This is a genomic window from Commensalibacter communis (assembly GCF_947179015.1).
Taxonomy (GTDB): Bacteria; Pseudomonadota; Alphaproteobacteria; order Acetobacterales; family Acetobacteraceae; genus Commensalibacter; species Commensalibacter communis.
In genome coordinates, this window is record NZ_CAMXCM010000054.1 from 1 (window position 1) to 223 (window position 223).

General features: G+C 44.8%; 1 protein-coding gene. It reads right to left on the bottom strand.

The genetic code is table 11. The features are described 5' to 3' along the window. A partial coding sequence (locus PQG54_RS12395) for a hypothetical protein (RefSeq protein WP_271807755.1) occupies positions 1-223 on the bottom strand: 223 nt, incomplete at both ends.

The following is a 223-nucleotide window of genomic DNA, read 5'->3' on the forward strand; positions in this document are numbered from 1 at the left end:
TTTGACCCCTGTTGATGCGTTTGGTTCTTGTGTTCCAGAATACCAACGAGAGCCTGCATCTCCTTTATCCCCTTTAGGTAATACAAAATCTAGCAGCGCAGCATTCTCAGTTCCACGATTAGTAATACTGGCATTATCCCCTTTGGAAACATTACCAATTTGGATCGTACCAGCTTTGCCATCTGTACCAGCCTCACCTTGATTACCTTGTTCACCTTGGAGG